The sequence below is a fragment of the Slackia heliotrinireducens DSM 20476 genome, assembly GCF_000023885.1.
In the GTDB taxonomy this organism is placed as follows: Bacteria; Actinomycetota; Coriobacteriia; order Coriobacteriales; family Eggerthellaceae; genus Slackia; species Slackia heliotrinireducens.
Genome location: NC_013165.1, coordinates 1470943 through 1487606, shown reverse-complemented (window position 1 = coordinate 1487606; position 16664 = coordinate 1470943). Strand labels below are relative to the sequence as shown.

Genomic DNA, 16664 nt, shown 5'->3' with positions numbered 1-16664 from the left:
GGTTACTCCCCTTCTGTATGCTTCTTGGAGCGCGTCGTTTCGGCGTGCTCATAGGCGTCGACGATGCGTGCGACCAGCGAATGGCGCACCACGTCCTTGCCGGAAAGGTCGCAGAAAGCGATGTCGTCGACATGCTCGAGCACCGCGCGGGCATGCCTCAGGCCCGATCGTCCCCCGGGCATGTCAACCTGGGTAACGTCGCCGGTGACGACCATCTTCGAATTGAACCCCAGCCGGGTCAAAAACATCTTCATCTGCTCTGGCGAGGTGTTTTGGGCCTCGTCCAGGATGATGAAACTGTCGTTGAAGGTGCGTCCGCGCATGAAGGCAAGAGGCGCGATCTCGATGACGCCGGTCTCCAGCAAATCGGCCGCCGCCCCCGCATCGGTCATGTCGAACAGCGCGTCGTAAAGCGGACGGATGTAGGGGTCCACCTTCTCCGTCAGGGTGCCTGGCAGAAAGCCCAGGTTCTCGCCGGCCTCAACGATAGGTCGCGTTAGGATGACGCGGTTCACTTCCTTACGCTTGAGGGCCGCAACCGCCATGGCCATGGCCAGGTAGGTCTTGCCCGTGCCGGCAGGTCCGATGGCGAAGGTGACGGTGTTGTCGCGTATTGCGTCCACGTAGCGTTTCTGGCCCGCCGTCTTGGGACGTATGGCCCGTCCGCGGTACGTCAGCAGGATGTCTTCCCTAAGCGCAGTAGGGCTGAACTCACCCATACGCAGCAGGTCAATGGCATGCTGGACGTAGTCCACGGTAGGCACGTCGCCCGACCCCGAAACTTTGATGAGGTCGCCGAACAGCGTTGCAAGGCTTTGGACCTCCAACGTGTCGCCTTTGATGGTGACCGTGTTGCCGCGCACCGTGATGCGGGCCGAGTAGGCCTTTTGGATGGTGTGAAGCACCGAATCCTGCGGACCCACGATAGACGCCATGTCTACATGGTCCGGGACGGTGAGTGTGATTTGCGTGTCGTTTGTCATGCGTCCATTATATACAACGTCACGCCCCGTCGAAACGTGGGGAGATTCATCCAAGATTTTCGCATTCGGCCAATTTATGCTCCACTCTGCTGGAGCAAAGGTCTAAAGTAATGCACATGCAATTCTGTACGCATCGAGAACGGAGACAACCGTGGAGAAGAAAGACCTTGACTGGGGCAACCTCGGCTTCGGCTACATGAAGACCGATTACAGCTACGTGTGCAACTACAAGAACGGCGCATGGGAGGAAGGCGGCCTGACCACCGACCACACCGTGCAGCTGAGCGAATGCGCAGGCATTCTGCATTACTGCCAGGAGTGCTTCGAGGGCCTGAAGGCCTACACCACCGCCAACGGCGACATCGTGTGCTTCCGCCCCGACCTGAACGCTGCCCGCATGGCCGATTCCGCACGCCGCCTGGTCATGCCTCCGTTCCCTGAGGACAAGTTCGTCGAGGCCGTCAAGATGGTCGTCGAAGCCAACGCCGCATGGGTCCCGCCCTTCGGCTCCGGCGCAGCCCTGTACGTGCGTCCGCTGATGTTCGCCACCGGCGAGGTCATCGGCGTGAAGCCTGCTGACGAGTACCAGTTCCGCATCCTGGTCACCCCCGTGGGCCCCTACTTCAAGGGCGGCGACACCGCCATCACCATCACCGTGGCCGATTACGACCGCGCCGCTCCCCATGGCACCGGCAACATCAAGGCTGGCCTGAACTACGCCATGAGCCTGTACCCCTATGAGCAGGCCCACAAGAACGGCTATGCCGAGAACCTGTATCTGGACTCCCAGACCCGCACCTATGTCGAGGAGACCGGCGGCGCCAACGTGCTGCTGGTGGCCAAGGACGGCACCCTGGTCGTTCCGCAGTCCCACACCGATTCCATCCTGCCCTCCATCACCCGTCGCTCGCTGGTCGTGGTAGCCAGGGACATCCTGGGAATGAACGTCGTCGAACGCCCGGTCAAGTTCGAGGAGATCACCAACGGCGATTTCGTCGAGTGCGGCCTGTGCGGCACCGCTGCGGTCATCTCCCCCGTCGGCCACATCAAGGCCGAGGGTGTGGACGTCACCTTCGTCGACGGCGCCGAATCCTCCGGTCCCGTCATGGCCAAGCTCCGTGGCACGCTCACCCAGATTCAGTCTGGCGACATCGAAGGCCCCGAAGGCTGGGTCTGCAAGATCTGCTAGCTCGATTTCGAATCGCATCGGCCGCCCTTCGGGGCGGCTTTTTTCTTTTTCGTTCTGATCTGTGTCAGTAGGGACGTTTCCGATTGACTCATTTTGGAGCACGGGGTATACCCCTTGCCCCAGCCGCCGCTTAAATGAAACCCTACAGTCAACCAACGTAGGCGTGACCGCGCTTGCGCGAGCTGCGGAAAGTGGCGTCGGCCATGAACAAATGGCGGAGCACCCTTTCCACTTTGGGCCATTTCTCCTCGGCCCGCTTGACCCTGAACAGGTACGCGTACCAGTTCAGATATGACTGCAGGTTCTTGACGTCCATGCCGACGTAGCCGTGCAGGTAGCGCCTGATCCAGGAGCACAGGTTGTTCACCATCGCCATCTTCTCGAGGTACTCCGGGTCCTTCGTGTCGGCCTTGTAGGGCCGGTCGACGCCCTTCACGGCCTTCACCAGCGACTTGTGGGACTTCTCCATGTCGTGGAAGATCTCGGAGCCCTCGGCGATGCTGGCCTGCAGCGCGTCCTTGATGCGCCTGGCCGAGGGCTTGCCGTGGCCGCAGCGCACGGCGACCACGTTCTTGTGGACGTCGATCGCGACCGCTATGCAGACCTTGTCCTTGCTCAGGCCCCTCTTCGGCCTCCAGCCCGGGCCTCCCTTCAGGTCGGAGTCCGTGACGTACATCTCGTCTATCCAGACCTTGTCCCGCAGGACGATGCGGTCCTGGTAGCCGTCTATCGTGCTCATGACCCGGTGGCGCCACTCCCAGGCCGTCTGGTGCGACATCCCGCAGAGCTCCGCCGCAGCGTCGAGCTGCACGTTGTAGCACATGAGGCGGATGAAGAGGACCCATGCGGACAGGGGCTTCTTCGAGGATTCGAATATCGTGCCGGCCAACGACGTGTACTTGCGACCGCAGTCGCGGCATTCCCAGAACCTGCGGCCGGCACCCGTGCGGCCTCGGCCGACGGTCTCGCCGGAACCGCATCTCGGGCACGGGGGCCGGGGCCTCCACTCGTCGGCAGCCTCGTCGTAATCTCCGACGCCGACGGACTCGCGGCACCTTCTCGTCTCGACGGCCTCTTGCAAGAGCGCGAAATCGCCCTCATCGAGGGCGTTGACCCGCTTCGCGAACGGGTTCGTACGGGTGGACATGGCGGTATCCCATCCGCCCAGGCGCCCATCCGATCGGGATCGTCGCCAAACAATGGACCGGATGGGCACCTGGGCTGATCATTGTTTGGCTCCGCCATTATAGCCTTTTGCACAGCACGGCGGCCGACTGCTCGGGAGTGCCTAGCATGCCTACGTTGGTTGACTGTAGGAAAATGAAAACGGGACAAAGGGCTACGTCCCCGTTGTCCCCCGTTGTCCCTCAGGGGCACGAAACAAGGAAGGCACCCCGAGGGGTGCCTTCCGATGCATCAAGATGCGGGACGTGAAAGCCTATGCTTCCAGGGCGTCCTCGCCGTCGATGACGTGGCGGTCGGGGTCGTAGGTCAGACCGCCATGCTCCTTACCGAAGAACATGAGCTTCGAAGGAGCGAGACCCTCGATGTTGGCCAGATAGATGTGGATGCACATGAAGATCAGGAAGCCGAACATCAAGAAGTAATGCAGGATACGCATGTTCATGGGGCCGCCGATGCCGTTGAGCAGGGCCTGGCAGAAGCCAAAGGAGGCCGTCGGAGTCCAGATGCAGATACCCGTGATGAACATGGCGATGATCAGGATGGGGATCAGCAGGTAGGAAATCTTCTGAGGCACGCCGAGCTTTGCCGACAGCGGATGGGTCTTACGCATGAACAGGTAGTACTTGATCCACTCGGGACCCTGGTGCTTATTGTCGGCCTGCGGCAGCCAGGTCTTGTAGTCCTGACGGTCTTACGGGTGCCGGCGGTAGGCGCGGACTCGACCACGAACGCCAGGATGACGCGGACCAGGCAGTTGATGAACAGCACGAAGCCGAAGAAGATGTGCAGACCACGGCACACACCCATGATGCCCGGAATGAACGGGAAGTGGATGATGCAACCAGAGAAGATCAGCACGATCATCGCGACCAGGTTGATCCAGTGGGTGATACGGAACGGCAGCGGATGCGCTTCCTTATAGTGTGCGAGATGCGCCATCTTACTTCACCCCCCAAGGGCTGGTAACGGTCTGGAAGGACTTGCCGGTCGCAGGCTCGACCACGTGAACTGCGCAAGCGGTGCAGGGGTCGAAGCTGTGAACCGTACGAAGAGCGTTGATAGGCTTCTCGACGTCGGCCACAGGCACGCCGATGAGCGCCTGCTCCATCGGGCCGTGGTTTCCGTCGGGATCCAGAGGAGCGATGTTCCAGGTCGTCGGAATGATGATCTGGTAATCGTCGACCAGGCCCTTCTTGACTTTCTCGGAGTGATACAGAGCGCCGCGCGGAGCTTCCCAGAAGCCCGTGCCTTCGCCCTGCTTGGCGTCGTGATCCACGAAGAACGTGGAGTCGCCGCCCTTGAGGCCCTCGACCAGCTCGTTCAGCCAATCCTTCATGAGCTGAGCGATGTACATGGTCTCGATCTGACGGGCAGCGGTACGGCCCAGGGTGTTCTGCAGGATGGAGTAATCGCCCTTCTTGCCACCCAACGCCGTGATGACCTGGTCGACGTACTCGACGACGAACGGGACGCCGCGCTTGTAGGCGACCAGCAGACGGGACAGACCGCCGGCTTCCAGCGGCTTGCCGTCGTAACGCGGGCACTTGTTCCAGGTGTAACGGTCTTCGACGTTGTATTCCGTGTACGCGGGGTGAACGCCCTGCTCGAACGGCGGCAGGTCCTTGTCGCCCTCGTACCAGGAGTGACCGACGTATTCGGTGATCTTGGACTCGTCGATGTCGTTGAGGGTGCCGTCGGCCTCGAGGATGCCAGCGGGCAGGTAGCGCTCGTTGTACTCGAAGGAAGGAGCCTCGAACACGCCCCAGGCGCCGTAGCGGCCGACGCCCTGGCCGAACGTGGCGGCCTCGGGATAGAACTGCGCGACAGCAAGCGTGTCGGGCAGCAGGGTTGCATACACCCAGTTGTAGATCTTATCGATGAGGCCCTTGAGGTCATCCAGGTTCTCAGCCGTGGGCACGAACATGGTGCCGCCGGGAACCAGCGTCATGACGTGGGGCATCTTGCCGCCGAGGATGCCGGAGATGCGGGATGCAGCAGCCTGCATCTCGAGGGCCTCCAGGTAATGGGCGGTCAGGATAAGGTCGGCTTCGGGAGTCAGGTTGTACTCGCCGGTGTCGAACCAGTTGCCGGAGAAGATGGACAGCTGGCCGTTGTCTGCGAACGCCTTCAGGCGGTCCTGCAGACCGGCGAAATCGGCACCTTCGGTACCCAGCTGCTCGGCCAGGTCATACGTGTCGCCGATCTTGGCCTTCAGGGCGTTGATCGGGTTGACGTAGTCGAGACCGGCCAGGTTGTAGAACCACAGGATGTGGCTGTGCAGGAACTGAGCGCCCTCCAGCATGTTACGGATGATGCGGGCATTGTTCGGAATGGTGATGCCGTAAGCCCTCTCGGCAGCGATGGTAGACGCGTGCGCGTGAGAAACGGGGCAAACACCGCAAATGCGCTGGACGATCTGGGCAGCATCTTCAGGACGGCGATTGCGAACAACGAGCTCCATGCCGCGGAAGGATCCGCCAGACACCCAAGCGTCGGTGACAACGCCATTGGTGACTTCCATCTCGGCGCGAAGGTGACCTTCGATTCGAGTGATCGGGTCGATAACGGAACGAGTCATTAGTTCTTGCCTCCCTTCTGAGCTTCCTTGGCGGCCGCGATGACAGCTTCATCATACTGGCCGACAGACTGATCCAGATGCTTGGCGTCCCAAACGCGGATGTCCTCGAAGTCGGCGCCGTGAGGAGCGCGGCCGGCGGCCTTCATGCCGAAGCCGTGGATGACCAGAGCGCCGGCGACGATGGCCGTGAGGCCCGCAGCGACGGTGGTCGGCTGGAAGATGAAGTTGCCGATGCGCAGCGTGCGATGACGCTTGTAGAACGGCGTGTTGACCTGGACCCAGTTCTGGGACGGATTGTTCGGGTTGGCCTCGCAGCAGCCGATGCAGGGAGCACCGGATGCGACGCACCAGCTGACGCCGGCGTTCCAACGAACGACGGAGCAGTTGGCATAGGTCTGGGGACCACGGCAGCCGAGCGGATACAGACAGTAGCCCAAAGCCTCTTCCTCGGAACCGAACTCGTAGACGAATTCGCCGTTCTCGAAGTGGCCGCGACGCTCGCAGTTGTCGTGGATGGTCTGGTTGAACATGGCCTTGGGCTTGCCTTCGCCATCAAGCTCGGGAACCTGGCCCAGCAGGATGACGGAAACGAGGGTTGCCACAAGGTTTTCCGGGTTCACAGGGCAGCCCGGAATGTTGATGACGGGAGTCGCGATGCCCGCCTCGGTCAAGATTTCCTGCACGCCGCAGGCGTCGGCAGGATTGGGGTCGGCGGCAAGCCAGCCACCGTTGACGGCGCAAGAGCCGGCAGCCACGACGGCTGCGGCGTTCTCGGCCGCATGCTTCAGGATCTCAATGCCGGTTTCTTCGGCGACGCGCAGCGACCAGCCGTCGAATGCGCGGGTAATGGCACCCTCGTACACGAGGATGTAATTACCGGCCTGAATGGTCTGCTCTTTGGCAAGTTCCATGCTGTGACCTGCCGCAGCGCTCAAGGTCTCGCAGTAGTTGCAAGAGATGAGCTCGAGCACGACGGATGCAGGATCGGGGTCGGCGGATTGTGCGAACGACTCCGTGCAGCCTGTGCAGGACGCACCTTCAATCCAGATGACCGGGAAAAGGTTGCCCTCGGTGGCGCCGATGACCGACTGTTCAAGAGCCTCTGCAACGCGCGGAGCAGCAGCTTGACCAAGTCCGGCCATGACCGCGACTGTGCCGCACATCTTCATGAAGCTACGACGAGAAACGCCGCGAGCCGACAGGATGTTCTCAGCACGAGAAGCGGTTGCCTGATTGTCCATGTGTACACCTCCTAGACACACTGGCGGTGAGCCTTCCGACTCACCAATATCACTATTTTTCGAGATACGTTGGACACCCCTTCGGCACTCCCCACAAAAGCGCTTTCGGACCATTCACGAATCCCCCTTTGCGGAATTGCTTCCGCACATTCAACCGCCCACCCATTAGACGGCTAAAATCAATTGGACATAATACCCATAGTGTAAAAAATTAACGCGGTTGGCAAAAAACTTTCGGGGATGTGCATATTTATGCACTTGAACTCCGCAAGAGTGTTACCACCGTCCCAGGTATTAATAATTCTCGGAACGAATCTCGAAGTGCGCCTGGGGATGGTTGCATACGGGGCACACTTCCGGCGGCTCGGTGCCGATGTGGATGTGCCCGCAGTTGTTGCACTTCCACGCGTACACTTCGCCACGCTTGAACACTTCACCGTTGTTGATGCGCTCGATCAGCTTGCGGTAACGCTCCTCGTGTTCCTTCTCAACACCGGCAACGCCGTCGAACAGCTCGGCCAGATCCTCGAACCCTTCTTCGCGGGCAGTGGCTGCGAACTCGGCGTACATGTCGGTCCATTCCTCATGTTCACCGTTGGCGGCGTCCTCCAGATTCTCAAGGGTGCTGGGGACGACGCCCCCGTGAAGTGCTTTGAACCACAGCTTGGCGTGCTCTTTCTCGTTCTTGGCCGTTTCCAGGAAGATGTTCTGGATCTGGACATATCCGTCCTTCTTGGCCTGGGATGCGTAATACTGATACTTAGTGTGGGCCTGCGCCTCACCTGCGAATGCATACATCAGGTTTTTCTCGGTTTTAGAACCTTTGAGATCCATAGCTACCCCCTGTTGTCGGTCATATTGCAACCATCTGAATGTGATGTTTACACGAAATCAGTATAGCACCATATCTAGAGACCGCCCTACAACAGTTTCCACAACATGATGGTCCAAATGACGGTAGAAATATCGAAAATTACGGAGTTGCCGGGGGTAACTTATAAGGGATGCTTCAGGTGTGCCGAAGATTACGCGATGCGCCACGAATCGCCGTCCAAACGCACGAATCCTTCCCGCTGCAGATCGGCCATGATGGAAGCGAACACGTCCGCATCTACACTGTCTCTTCCCTCTTCCAGTTCATGGGAATTCAGCTGGATCAGCAGCGTTTCCGACGAAACGCCGTCGGTCGCCATGACCTGCCGCACCAACCAGGCACGTTTCTGACGGCGGGAGCCTTCGAAGGCGCTTTGGCGCGTGTATGCCTTGGCCGCGCGTGTCGGATTGACAAACTCCTTTTTGAGCCATGCGCCGTAGTCCAGAAGCGCGTAGTACCAGCCGCGCACGTCCGAATCTGGGCAGCACGCCTCCACCAGCGGGCGGATCTCCTTGTCAGATACGCTGTCGCTTTCTGGAAAGAAATGATGGATGAACACCGCGCGCACGTTCGTTTCAATATATATAGAAGGCTCGTCGTAGGCGAAGGCCAGGATGCCTGCAGCCGTGGAGGGCCCGATGCCAGGCAGACCGATAAGCTCGTCATGGGTTTTCGGCAGGGCGCCTGCGAAATCGGCTGAGCATATGTCGGCGGCCCGCTTGAGAGCCAGCGCGCGGCGATTGTAGCCCATGCCTTGCCATTCCTCAAGCACGTCGGCGGATGCGGCGGCGGAAAGCGCGTCGACCGTAGGGAATCGCGTCATGAAGCGCTCCCAACGCGTGAGCACCCGGGGCACCTGGGTCTGCTGCAGCATAACTTCCGAAATCCATATGGCGTAAGGATCACGGGTATCGCGCCATGGCAAATCGCGATACAGGCGCTTTCCCTCCTCGCGGACGAGCTGGACGAATGCGTGCAGTTCAGATGTGGTGGGTGTCGGCGCCACGCCAATCCCCTCTCGGTCTTGCGGCTTGCGGACTGCCGGTTTTTGCGAGCGCCATGTGCGCGGCGCGCAAACCCAGGGCCGCCTTACGAACAAGACGTCGCGCACCACTGGCACGCGACGTCGGGCGTTTCAGTATTGAAGCGCGAACCCGCCTACTGGGCGGAAGGCGCGTCCGTCCCCTCGCCGGGCTCCAGCAGGGACAGTTCCTTCTCCAGGTCTTCGATTCCCGCGCGGAACTCCTGAACCACGGCCTCCTTCAGGCTGCTGAACTCCTCGGAATCGAGGGGCTGCATGCTTGCCAGACGTTCGAACACGATGTCCGGGGTGACGGGCACGTAGCGATGCGCCCTGAGGCCCGCCCGATAGGCGTCCTCGAGCGAGTCGCGGGCCACCAGCTGCAGCTCGCAGCGGGACAGGTTGCGCGACAGCTCGGTAAGCTTCTGCCTGTTGAGGCAGCGCATGGACGGATGACGGTCGGCCAGCTGGTCCCAGATGTCGCGGCGCTCCTGGTCGGTGGGCATGTAGATGTCCACGATCCGCATGGGATAGAGCAGCTCGTTGAGTGCCTGGCTGTCAGGCATGTCGCTTCCCACAGACGCCACCACGGTGATGCCCGGGTTCTCGACGGCGCCCTTCAGCATGCAGATGCTTTCGCGCGCCTGACGGATGGAGGCTGCTACCTGCTGGTCCTCAACTTCGCTGGCAAGGCACATTTCGAGCAGCTGCGGAGCCCACAGGTCGACGTCGTCAAGCACCAAGGTGCTGGGGGTGTCGAACTGGAATCGGCCCTGGCTGAATCGCGGATGACGGTCGGAGGACACGTTCACCTGAAGCACCGGCACGCCGGCGCCCGCGTCTACCATGGACACGCGCATGGCCGGATAGCCCAGTTCGCCCACAACGGCATCCATGAAGTGGCTGGCGTCGTCGCGCGAAGAGGTGCGCACGATGAAGCTTCCCGCACCGCTCAGACCGTCGACGCCGTGCTTGGCCTTCAGTTCTTTGATGAGTTCGGTGTAAGCCGGGTCGTTGCCCACGCAGAGCCCGACGCCGTGGGCTGCCTCGATGGCCGCGTCAAACCCCACCAAGCTGCTGAAATCGAACACGTTGTTCTTGCGCGCATTTTTTTCAGGAGCCTTGGCGGCTTGCTGGTCGTCGCCTTGGGCGGCTCCCATGATGGCGCCGGCAATGCGCTCCATGGCCTGCTGCGGGTTCTTCATGAAGTCCTCGATGGAGGGAACAACGTCCTCTAGCTGCGGGGTTTCTTCGTCATCTTCCGGCTCATCGTCGTCGATGACTTCGGCCTCCGCCTCGATATGCGCGATGGGCGTGACGGACCTGAGCTTGACCGAAGCACCGATCTCGTCGGAGATCATGTCGGCCACGTTCTCAAGCTCGGTGCGGGATATACCGTACTCGGACAGCTTGTCCAAGGCCAGGTTCTGCAGGCGCACCTCGTAGGTGCCCAGCTCCTCATCGGTCATGTACGGCTCGAGCCGGTCGTAGATGTGTTCGGCCAAGGAGCGTTCCTTCTGGTCGAAGGCCAGCTCCAACGCAGTGCGGAGGTTGTCGATGTCGCTCTGGTCGGGTTCGCCGCCATCGGCCGAGGCCTCTTCGAACGCCGCCAGATACAGGTGCACGGCCAGCCGGATGTCGCCGCTGTCCTGCGCCTTGTGGGCTTCGTTCGCGTGGTTGAATTCGTGGGCGCTATGGGAGTCTTCATTGGTCGTATCGAACATGTGTGCCCACCTCCGTTTCGTAATCACCTGTCAAAATGGTACACCTAAACATTAACAGATAGTGACGGTTTGCGATTAACAAACCGTAAACGTTCGAGAAAGGCTTGGTAAACAACGCGGAACGAACTACTTCTCGACGTCGATATCCCAATCCAGAATGGTCCAACCCCTGCGGGCCGCTTCGCGACGCAGCGGGTTGTCGGGGCTGATGGCGTAGGGCTCCTTCGCCATGGACAGCATGGGGCGGTCGGAATGGTGGTCGCCGAATGCCGCGACCAGCTCCCAGTTGCCCTTGCCGTAGGTCTTGTCGCCGTACTTTCTGATGGCTTTGACTTTTTCGTACCCTTCGATGCAGGGGCCGTCCACCCAGATGGTGTAGTTGCCGTTGTGGTCCACTTTCATCTTGGTGCAGATGACCTTGTCGAAGTCGTGCAGCTCGTGTGCGCGTTGGACGATGGGATCGAAGGTTGCCGACACCACGAGCACCTCGACGCCGCGACTCTTGAGCAGCTTGATGGCCGCGTCGGCCGCCGGACGGAAGCGCTTCTGAGCCAGGATGACATCGTCGTAGAAATCGCGCAGGAACGCGTCGACCTCCACCTGGGGACGACCTTCGAACGCCGTGAACACCAGACCGCGGACCCAAGCCTCGTTCTGCGGCAGGCGCAGCTTGTAGGCCGCCGCCCACGCGAGGATCTTGCCGATGACGCGCTTGCCCAGCATGCCGCGTTTCTGCAGGTAACGCACAAGTAGAACCGGGGAGTTCCCTTGGATGAGCGTTCCGTCGAAGTCGAAGGCGGCGATTTTATGCAGGGGTTCCTGCGTCATGCTGCATGGATCCTTTCTTTTCATCCCGTCGTGGTGAGGACGCTGTATAAGATACCACAGTCCATAAGGTTTGATGTAATCGATATAACCAGGTTTCACACACCGCAACCCGATTGGATCCCGGTTGCGCAAGCCTGGGCCGCAGCAGAGCCGGAATGGGACAATGGGGACTGTCCCCCTTGTCCCAAATGCGGCTAATCCTCGAACTGTGAGTCGTAGAGGTCGGCGTAGAAGCCGCCCGCTGCGATCAGCTCGTCATGCGTGCCCTGCTCGACGATATCGCCTTCGCGCATGACCAGAATAAGGTCGGCATTGCGAATGGTCGACAGGCGGTGTGCGATGACGAAGCTCGTGCGGTTGCGCATGAGGTTGTCCATGGCCTTTTGGATGCGGGCCTCGGTTCGGGTGTCAACCGAGCTTGTGGCCTCGTCCAGAATGAGCATGTCGCGGTTCGCGCAGAAGGCTCGCGCAATGGTGAGCAGCTGTCGCTGACCAGCGCTGATGTTGCTTGCATCTTCGTTTATGACCGTGTCGTACCCGTCCGGCAGCGTGCAGATGAAGTGGTGCGCCAACGCCGCCTTGGCAGCCTGCTCGACTTCTTCGTCGGTGGCGTCCAGCCGTCCGAAGCGGATGTTCTCGCGGATGGTGCCGCCATACAGCCACGTATCCTGCAGAACCATGCCGAACATGCTTCTGACCTGGGCGCGCGGCAGTTTCGAGATGTCGTGCCCGCCGATACGGATGGCACCGTGGTTGGTGTCGTAGAAGCGCATGAGCAGCTTCACCATCGTGGTTTTGCCGGCACCCGTCGGCCCGACAAGCGCCACAGTCTGGCCCGGTTCCACTTTGGCCGTGAAGTCCTTGATGACAAGCTTGTCCGGGTCGTAGCCGAAGGCCACGTGGTCGAATTCGACGGAGCACTCCATGTCGCCGAGGTCCGCAAACTCGCCATCGACGTCTTCCTCAGGCGCTTCCAAGAACTCGAAGATGCGCTCGCCTGCCGCCGCCATCTGCTGGAGCACGTTGGACACCTGTGCCAGCTGCGTGATGGGCTGCGTGAAGTTCTTCACATACTGGATGAATGCCTGGATGTCGCCCACCGTGATGGCCCCGACGATGGCGAAGTATGCCCCGACGATTGCCACCGCGGCATAGGCAAGGTTGCCCACGAAGTTCATGATGGGCATCATGAGGCCGCTTAGGAACTGCGACTTCCATGCGGATTCGTACAGCGCGTCGTTGTCGCGCATGAAGCTTTCGATGGCCCGGTCTTCCTGTCCGAACGCCTTCACCACGGTATGCCCCGAAAACGTTTCCTCCACCTGGGTGTTGATCTTGCCCAGATTCTCCTGCTGCGCGTAGAAATGCGGCTGGCTGCGCTTGACGATGACGCTCACGATGACGAGCGTGACCGGCACGATGAGCAGGGCGATCAGCGTCATGCGCACGTTGATGGAAAGCATCATGGCCACGACGCCCACGATGGTCACCGTGCTGGTAATGACCTGCGTGATGCCCTGGTTGAGACTCATGCCCAGCGTATCGACGTCATTGGTGATGCGCGACAGGATGTCGCCGGTGGCGTGCTTCTCGTAGTAGCCCACGGGCATGCGGTCGAACTTCTCTGTGATCCGCTTGCGCAGCAGATAGGCCGTCTGCTGCGACACATAGGACATGATCCAGCCCTGCGCGAAGCTGCACAGCGACGACAGAATGTAGATGGTGAACGTGATCAGCAGGATGTTGCGGACCGCTGCGAAGTCGATGCCGCCCGTGCCTGCGATTTTCGCCGTCAGGCCTTCGAAGATTTCGGTCGTGGCCGTGGAGAGCACCTTCGGACCTACCACATTGAAGGCGGTCGATGCGACGGCAAACAGCATGACCAGGCCGATTTGCCATTTGAACTGGGCCATGAACTTGAGAAGCTTCGCCACGGTGCCCTTGAAGTCCTTGGCCTTCTCGCCGGGCATCATGCGGCCCGCGGGCCCATGGGGTCTGGGATGGCTGTTGGTTTGCGCCATTAGCGACCACCTCCCTTCAGTTCAGATTCCGAGAGCTGCGACTGCGCTATTTCCAGGTAGGTCGGGCATCTTTCCAACAGCTCGGCGTGTGTGCCGGAACCGACGATTTCGCCGTTGTCCAGCACCAGGATGTTGTCGGCGTTCATGACCGTGGCGATGCGCTGCGCCACGACGATGACCGTGGCCTCCCCCATCTGGGAGTCGAGCGCACGGCGCAGCGCGGCGTCGGTCTTGAAGTCCAGCGCCGAGAAGCTGTCGTCGAACAGGTAGCCGCGTGGCTTGCTTGCAAGCGCTCGGGCGATGGACAGGCGTTGGCGCTGGCCACCGGAGACGTTTGTGCCTCCCTGAGACACTTCGGTGTTAAAGCCCTCCGGAAGCTTCTCCACGAACTCCGTCGCCTGGGCCACATCGGTCGCGGCGCGAACCACGTCCATATCAACGGCACCTTCGCCGTATGCCACGTTTTCGGCTACCGAGCCGCTGAACAAAAACGACTGCTGCGGCACATAGCCGAACTGGCTGCGCAGGTCGCGAAGCGGGATTTCGCGCACATCGACCCCGTCGACCAGGATACGTCCGTCGGTCACGTCGTAGAAACGCTCGATGAGCTTGAGCAGCGTGGATTTGCCGGAGCCCGTGGACCCGATGACGGCCGTGGTGGTGCCGGGCGCCGCCTCGAAGCTGATGTGGCTCAATGCAGGTTCCGAATCCTCGGCGAACGCGAAGCTCACGTCCTCGAAGGTCACGCGCACGCCGCCCGGTTGCGCAGCCGCAGGGTGCAGGTGGAACTCCTCGGGATCGCGGATGGAGGTTTCGCAGGTCAGCACCTCGTCGATACGCTGGGCACTGATTTCGGCGCGCGGGATGATGATGGACATCATGCCGATGATCATGAAGGACATCATGATGACCATGGCGTAGGTGATGAACGCGATCAGGTCGCCCGTCTGGATGACGCCCGTGTCGATTTTCGAGGCGCCCATCCACACGATGAGGACAGACATACCGTTCATGATGAGCGAGATGAACGGCATCATGAGAACCATGGCCCTGTTGGTGAACAGCTGCGTGGCCTTGAGGTTTGAGTTGGCGGTTTCAAAGGTTTGGCGCTCGAACGCCTGGCGGTTGAAGGCCCGCACCACCGAGATGCCGTTCAGCATTTCGCGGGCCACCTGGTTCACTCGGTCGACCTGCTTCTGCACGATGCGGAACTTCGGCATGACGATGGCGAACAGGGTTCCGACGACGACCGCCACCAGCGCCAGACCCAGCACGATGATCCAGCTCATGGAGGTGTTCGTGCGGGTGATCATGACGATGCCGCCGATGGCCAGGATGGGTGCATACAGAACCATGCGAAGGCCCATGGCAATGACGTTTTGAATCTGCTGGATGTCATTGGTGCCGCGGGTGATGAGCGATGCCACCGAGAACGATTGCACTTCCTTATCGGAAAAGGACACCACGTTGGTGAACAGGCGTCGGCGCAGGTCGCGGCCGACTCCAGCCGCGGTTCGCGATGCGACGTAGCCCACCGCCACCGAGGCCGCCATCATAATGGCCGCGATGGCAAGCATGATGCCGCCGATCCTGAACAGGTATCCCATCTGGATGGCAGTCGTGTCTTTTCCGATGGCGTCGTACTCGGCCTTTACGGCGTATGCGGCGTATTGCTGGACCAGCGCCGGGTCCATAGAACCATCGACCAGCGCCGTGATGGCTTCGGTCTGCGCCTTGTTGTCGACGGGTGCGTTTTCCAGCATCTGCCGGATTGCCTGCTCGTCTTCGAAGGCTGTGGGGTCGATGCCCGCTTGACCTGCGATGGACGCGAGCATAAGCGGCCTGGCGACGACAGCTTCCAACTCGGCGCGGTGCGCCTTGCCGTAATCGTTTATGACATAGGTCAAATCATCGGTCGCGTTGTAGCTTGCCTCGATGGTTTCGGCATCGTCGCCCGCCAGCTTCATGACGGCGTCGTACGTGACGTTTCGCATCTCATCGGGGGCGGAGCTTTCAATGCCCGACTGCTGGATGCCGACGTCAACCAAGTCGGCGGTGTATTTGGGAAGGGCGAGGTCGGCGGTGGCTTGTACCAGAAGCAATACCGCAATCACCAGGACGTATCTCCCCCATCCCTTGAGAAATTTCAGAATCTTCAAAGCGTCTGCTTTCTATAGGGGCGAAATGGCGCGTAACAAACGTCCATATTACAAGCGATATGAAACCGAGTCCTTTGCATCACAATCAAAACCGACTTTCGTTACCTATGCGTCAGATAACCAGCCGCGAAGATGGATGACCGAAACCGCCAGAAGGTAGGCTAGATAGCGTGCGCTTCCAGAGGACCAGCCACGAAGAAGGGCCCTCGCCACAAACCTTCGTGAATCTGCTCCTAAGACGCCCATTTGAGCCTCGCATACCCGATCGTGCAACGAGAATCCGGTTTCGTGTGCACTTAAGGGGATAATCTGCCGAATTTGAATCCAACTAAGCCATAAGGCAGCAATCTGAAATGGCGTTATGCAACACATACGCTGTTTTTGTGGCACATTTATATTCCTGGAGAAGCTTTGATGCCGTCAATTCGACTTGGGTTTGCAGATTATCCCCTTAAGTGCACGCGATTTGCGATTCTCGTTGCACGCGGCTGCGCGGAATAACGAGCCTTGGCGCGAAAGATTTCAGCTATAGCAGTCTGAACTGGGGTTTTTATTGCAAACGAAAAAAGAGCCTTACAGCCGTCATGGCCTTAAGGCCCGTATGGAGGAATCGGGCCGGTGGAGCCGAGGGCTAAACCTGCCCGGCACCGCCGCAACTCTCCGATCACGGGGTCGGACGACGCATCCGTAGTGGGTTTCTATCGTTAGTGGACGCATCATCCGTTGGCCGCCGCGCCGCTTGCTCTTGCTCGCGATGTCCATATTCTGAAACCGTCGCCCGCATCGGATTGCGCAACGGCGCCCCACAACCCCGCAACGTAGCAGAAGCCATTCGTTCGACTGTTTCGAATTTTTGTCAAT

The 16664-nt window shown here is 60.2% G+C and carries 13 protein-coding genes; 1 reads left to right on the top strand and 12 read right to left on the bottom strand.

The genetic code is table 11. From position 1 onward, the window contains the following. Positions 1-2: 2 nt before the first annotated feature. Positions 3-983: a PhoH family protein gene (locus tag SHEL_RS06355; protein ID WP_012798425.1), complete on the bottom strand. Its 981-nt coding sequence runs from the start codon at positions 981-983 to the stop codon at positions 3-5. Positions 984-1104: 121 nt separating this feature from the next. Between SHEL_RS06355 and SHEL_RS06350 the strand changes: the two genes are divergently transcribed. After that, positions 1105-2172, top strand: coding sequence for a branched-chain amino acid aminotransferase (locus SHEL_RS06350; RefSeq protein ID WP_331852459.1), 1068 nt, complete (start codon positions 1105-1107; stop codon positions 2170-2172). A gap of 148 nt (positions 2173-2320) precedes the next feature. Here SHEL_RS06350 and SHEL_RS06345 read toward each other — a convergent pair whose 3' ends face one another. The 11 genes from SHEL_RS06345 to SHEL_RS06300 form a co-directional block, all read right to left on the bottom strand. Further along, complete coding sequence (locus SHEL_RS06345) at positions 2321-3319, bottom strand: IS1595 family transposase (RefSeq protein WP_012797493.1); 999 nt, start codon at positions 3317-3319, stop codon at positions 2321-2323. Positions 3320-3610: 291 nt separating this feature from the next. Continuing rightward, complete coding sequence (locus SHEL_RS15610; protein ID WP_254303253.1) at positions 3611-3967, bottom strand: cytochrome b/b6 domain-containing protein; 357 nt, start codon at positions 3965-3967, stop codon at positions 3611-3613. After that, positions 3904-4221 (bottom strand): cytochrome b/b6 domain-containing protein, encoded by a 318-nt coding sequence (locus tag SHEL_RS15605; protein WP_254303255.1) that lies wholly within the window; start codon positions 4219-4221, stop codon positions 3904-3906. Before SHEL_RS15605 ends, SHEL_RS15610 begins: the two co-directional genes overlap by 64 nt. A 76-nt stretch (positions 4222-4297) precedes the next feature. Beyond that, complete coding sequence (locus SHEL_RS06335; protein WP_012798421.1) at positions 4298-5935, bottom strand: nickel-dependent hydrogenase large subunit; 1638 nt, start codon at positions 5933-5935, stop codon at positions 4298-4300. Then, on the bottom strand, positions 5935-7176 hold the full coding sequence (locus SHEL_RS06330; RefSeq protein ID WP_012798420.1) for a hydrogenase small subunit: 1242 nt from the start codon (positions 7174-7176) through the stop codon (positions 5935-5937). Before SHEL_RS06330 ends, SHEL_RS06335 begins: the two co-directional genes overlap by 1 nt. 294 nt (positions 7177-7470) lie before the next feature. Beyond that, positions 7471-8010 carry a rubrerythrin gene (rbr, locus tag SHEL_RS06325; RefSeq protein ID WP_012798419.1) on the bottom strand — a complete coding sequence of 180 codons (540 nt, stop codon included), beginning with the start codon at positions 8008-8010 and terminating at the stop codon, positions 7471-7473. A gap of 191 nt (positions 8011-8201) precedes the next feature. Beyond that, the gene (locus SHEL_RS06320; RefSeq protein WP_012798418.1) at positions 8202-9056 is read right to left on the bottom strand and encodes an HhH-GPD family protein; all 855 of its coding nucleotides are present in this window, start codon (positions 9054-9056) and stop codon (positions 8202-8204) included. A 152-nt stretch (positions 9057-9208) separates the two neighbouring features. Continuing rightward, on the bottom strand, positions 9209-10795 hold the full coding sequence (locus tag SHEL_RS06315) for a hypothetical protein (RefSeq protein WP_012798417.1): 1587 nt from the start codon (positions 10793-10795) through the stop codon (positions 9209-9211). A gap of 126 nt (positions 10796-10921) precedes the next feature. Then, positions 10922-11623 carry an HAD family hydrolase gene (locus SHEL_RS06310; protein WP_012798416.1) on the bottom strand — a complete coding sequence of 234 codons (702 nt, stop codon included), beginning with the start codon at positions 11621-11623 and terminating at the stop codon, positions 10922-10924. Positions 11624-11817: 194 nt separating this feature from the next. After that, positions 11818-13644: an ABC transporter ATP-binding protein gene (locus SHEL_RS06305; RefSeq protein ID WP_012798415.1), complete on the bottom strand. Its 1827-nt coding sequence runs from the start codon at positions 13642-13644 to the stop codon at positions 11818-11820. Next, the gene (locus SHEL_RS06300) at positions 13644-15803 is read right to left on the bottom strand and encodes an ABC transporter ATP-binding protein (RefSeq protein ID WP_012798414.1); all 2160 of its coding nucleotides are present in this window, start codon (positions 15801-15803) and stop codon (positions 13644-13646) included. The genes SHEL_RS06305 and SHEL_RS06300 overlap by 1 nt, the downstream gene beginning before the upstream one ends. Positions 15804-16664 lie beyond the last annotated feature (861 nt).